The sequence below is a fragment of the Eisenbergiella porci genome (assembly GCF_009696275.1).
GTDB classification, from domain to species: Bacteria; Bacillota; Clostridia; order Lachnospirales; family Lachnospiraceae; genus Eisenbergiella; species Eisenbergiella porci.
In genome coordinates, this window is record NZ_VUMI01000116.1 from 1 (window position 1) to 3,540 (window position 3,540).

The 3,540-nt window shown below is 33.0% G+C and carries 4 protein-coding genes; 2 read left to right on the forward strand and 2 right to left on the reverse strand.

Features of this window, described 5'->3' with window-relative positions:
• Window positions 1-141: 141 nt before the first annotated feature.
• On the forward strand, window positions 142-708 hold the full coding sequence (locus FYJ45_RS28875; protein WP_154468383.1) for a hypothetical protein: 567 nt from the start codon (window positions 142-144) through the stop codon (window positions 706-708).
• Complete coding sequence (locus tag FYJ45_RS28880; RefSeq protein ID WP_154468384.1) at window positions 653-1,309, forward strand: hypothetical protein; 657 nt, start codon at window positions 653-655, stop codon at window positions 1,307-1,309. Before FYJ45_RS28875 ends, FYJ45_RS28880 begins: the two co-directional genes overlap by 56 nt.
• Before the next feature lie 217 nt (window positions 1,310-1,526).
• Here FYJ45_RS28880 and FYJ45_RS28885 read toward each other — a convergent pair whose 3' ends face one another.
• Window positions 1,527-2,015 (reverse strand): cysteine hydrolase family protein, encoded by a 489-nt coding sequence (locus FYJ45_RS28885; RefSeq protein ID WP_154468385.1) that lies wholly within the window; start codon window positions 2,013-2,015, stop codon window positions 1,527-1,529.
• A 168-nt stretch (window positions 2,016-2,183) separates the two neighbouring features.
• On the reverse strand, window positions 2,184-3,377 hold the full coding sequence (locus FYJ45_RS28890) for a site-specific integrase (RefSeq protein ID WP_154468386.1): 1,194 nt from the start codon (window positions 3,375-3,377) through the stop codon (window positions 2,184-2,186).
• Between the last annotated feature and the right edge of the window lie 163 nt (window positions 3,378-3,540).

Below are 3,540 nucleotides of genomic sequence, written 5' to 3' on the forward strand. Positions count from 1 at the left end.
GTACCCAAAACCCTCTATTTTCGTACCAGATACAGAGAAATGTCCATCCTCTTGGCTCATTTATCTGAGATATGAAATTAAAAATTTCTTGAAAAATAAGGAAAAAACACTTGACTAAATAGGGAGGTGTTATATATCTCTATGTGTAAATATAAAAAAAGTTTATGTATAATATCTGTAGCTTGTAGCTCAATAATTTTATTTTTTTGTACTTATTTCATTGTATTGGGGGGGGATTTAAATCAGTTACTTAATAATGTGGATGTGAAATTAGCTAATGAGATGATAAAATTAAATAGTGCGAATTCTACATTATTAGATAAGTTTTTCAATATAATTTCAAATAGTGGTTTAAATATACATTATATAATTATCTCAATATTAACATTAATTTGTGAAAATGTTCGAATTGCTATAAGTATATACTTTGCCCTATCATTTCCCGTATTGACTATTACGGTTTATTTTGTATTAAGAAAAATGAATATATCAATATTAAGCTCTTATATGATATCATTAATTGTTCCTTTTTTTCCATATCGTATAATGCGTGGTGGAATTCAAATTCCTGTAGGATTTTTTATTATGGCTCCATTAACAATGTATTGTGTTTGGTTAATTGGACAAGGGAATAATAAAGAATATTCTCCTAATGGACTACAAACAATTTTTTTCTTTACTGTTTGTAGTTTCTTTTTTTTCAATTGAATATTCATATATGTCGCTTATATTACTTATATTTGCTATAATATTTTCTGGAAGAAAGTTTACTTACAAATTCAAAGTAAAGTTAATATTTATTCTTATAATAGGAATGCTCCTTACTCTATTAATAGATTTAAAGTTTAGCAATGAAAAAATATTTGATAGTAGTAATATTTATTTAAATATTGTGAATGCAAAGGCAGGAAGTTTGAAATTTGTTCAGCTGATATTGCCTATTATAAATCATAGAATAAAACCTTTTGCAGATATGAGAAATTATTATGATGATTCGTTTGCAGCTTATGGAGAAAATGGATTATGTTCTTTGGGAATTTTTTTTGCATTTTCTTTATTGTTAAGTTTATTTATGCTTTTTTTTATAAAAAAGAATTTTTCGGATTTTTTAAAAAAAATATATTTTGGAGGTATTATTAATCTATTTATTATTTTTTTAGCTTCTGAGGGAGGATTTGGAGTCTGGCTAACTTTAATTGGAGTAAATATTAAGCAGTATAATCATATGTATGCATTTTTATTAATTAATATATGCATAATTACAGGATTTATTTTTGATAAAATATTTTCGAACAAATTTTATATCTAATTTTCGATTATCCGCATAAACACTATACTTTCAAGCGTTTTGAAGTATAGAAAAAAATTTATTTTACCACAAATTTACCACGATTGAATGAGCCTTGATATGACTACAAAATAATACCTAAAAGACAGCAGTACACCTAAATGGTGTCTTTTTAAAAGCAGTCAATCCTAAGACTAACTGCTTTGTGTATATGGATATGAAGTTGTCAAACTGGAATTTATCTATTCATCAATTCAAGAGTTTTTTCAAATGAAATACATTCTGCGTATCTTCCATTCCACATGAACTGATTATAATATCTATAAGATTTTTCCGCTGTCATATACGCATTATCAAGCGTACTGTTTGTATTTGCTGGAACAATCATTTTAAGTCCATGCTCAAAACCACATTTCACTGTTGCATCTATGCAGTAATCTGTTTGTAGCCCTACAATAATAATTGTATCTTCATCTTTTTCATGTAGGTAATCCAACAACCCCGTATCTTTGAAAGCACTGTTTACATTTTTATCAAAAACACGCTCATTTGGCATTGGCTGAAATTCTTCGTATATTTCATAGCCTAATGCGCCTTTAGTTAATTTCTGTCCAACACCATCATCATGTCTAACATAAATAACTTCTATATTATTATTGCGCGCCTCTTTGATTAGTGTTTTAATACGATATACAAAAGTCTCAAATTCATATAAGTCATTATTCATAAATTATATATGTCTTTTTGACTTTCTTTTTATATCTTCTTAAATGTCCGCAAAGCCTTATTTTATCGGCTCTACGGGCATTTTGCTTTTGTGGTAAACCTCACATATCTAGGTCTATCTTCTTATATTTTCCCTGTTAATCGTGGTTAAAATCGTGGTAAATACTTCTTATGCGATTAGACGCTGAACCTCTGATTTTGCGGTATCTATGGACGCATGAGCGTACCAGTTCATTGTGATACTGATATTTGAATGCCCCATGATATACTGTAAATCTTTCGGATTCATGTTCTTGCTTGCCAGCCTTGTGCAGAACGTATGGCGTAGTGTATGCGGTGTGATATGTGGCAAGGGGTTGTCTTTGTGGTGCTTGTTGTATTTCTTTACCATACGGACAAAAAGCATATTGTAATCAATCGCAACTTTGGGCTTGCCTTTCTGATTGACAAATAGAAAGTTGCCCCGTCCGTCTATTACAAATGGTTCTGTCTTTGGGCGTTTCTTCATAACCCGTTGAAATGCCTGTATCGTTTCTTTGCTTAATGGCACTTGCCTTGTTCCGCTTTTTGTCTTAGGTGTTTCAATATAATAGCCTTGTTCCTTGCTCTTTAGTAACTGGTGGTCGATAACTACAACCTCATGGATAAAATCAACGTCCATGATTGTCAGTCCGCACAGTTCCGAGATACGAAGTCCTGTCTTTAACAGTATCAGCACATCATCATAATACTTGTGATACACATTGTCCGTCTTGATGAATGAGAGTAGGGCTTGTTCCTGTTCCTCTGTTAATGCGACTTTCTCTTTGGTATCATTTTCTAGGACTTCACTTAACTTGAAATCAAAAGGGTTTTTCCTTACACAATCGTCTTGTATGGCAATATAGAATGACGCTTTTAACGAGCGTTTATGATTGTTAATGGTGTTATAGGAAAAGCCTTTGTCTTTCATGCGTAACGCCCATTCCTTAGCGTCAGAGGGTTTTATCGTATCAATGCTCCTAGCACCTAACTTGTCCTCTTTCAATAACCGCATGAGCTGTTCCCGTTGTTTCTGTGTGCTTTTCTTCACATTTGCCCTCTGTGTGTTCTGTTTGGCGTAGAGTTGGCAAAGTGTCATGTTCTTGCCTGTGCTGTCGATACCGTCCTCAATATCCCGTCTTATTTGCTGTTCCAGTTCACGAAGTGAGGGTTTTTCCCGTTTTCCCTTTGGTGTCGGGTCTGTGGGTGTCAATCTCCAAGCATACACATATTTTGTGTTTCCAAATGCGTCCACATATTTATATAAGTATTTCCCGTCTGTTCGTTGGCTCTCTCCAGTATGCAGGATACGTCCTTTGCTATCCCGTCTTTTTTCTTTCATGGTGTCTGCCCTTTCCTTGTTGGAAAGAGCCTTGATTGTTATCCCGCATTTTATCTGGCACCAAACCATGCCACACTCCACCAAATTAAAAAGAGGCACAGCATAAATTATTCTGATGGATTTTTCATCAGATTGCTTTATGCCGTGCCTTTTGTGTTATCAT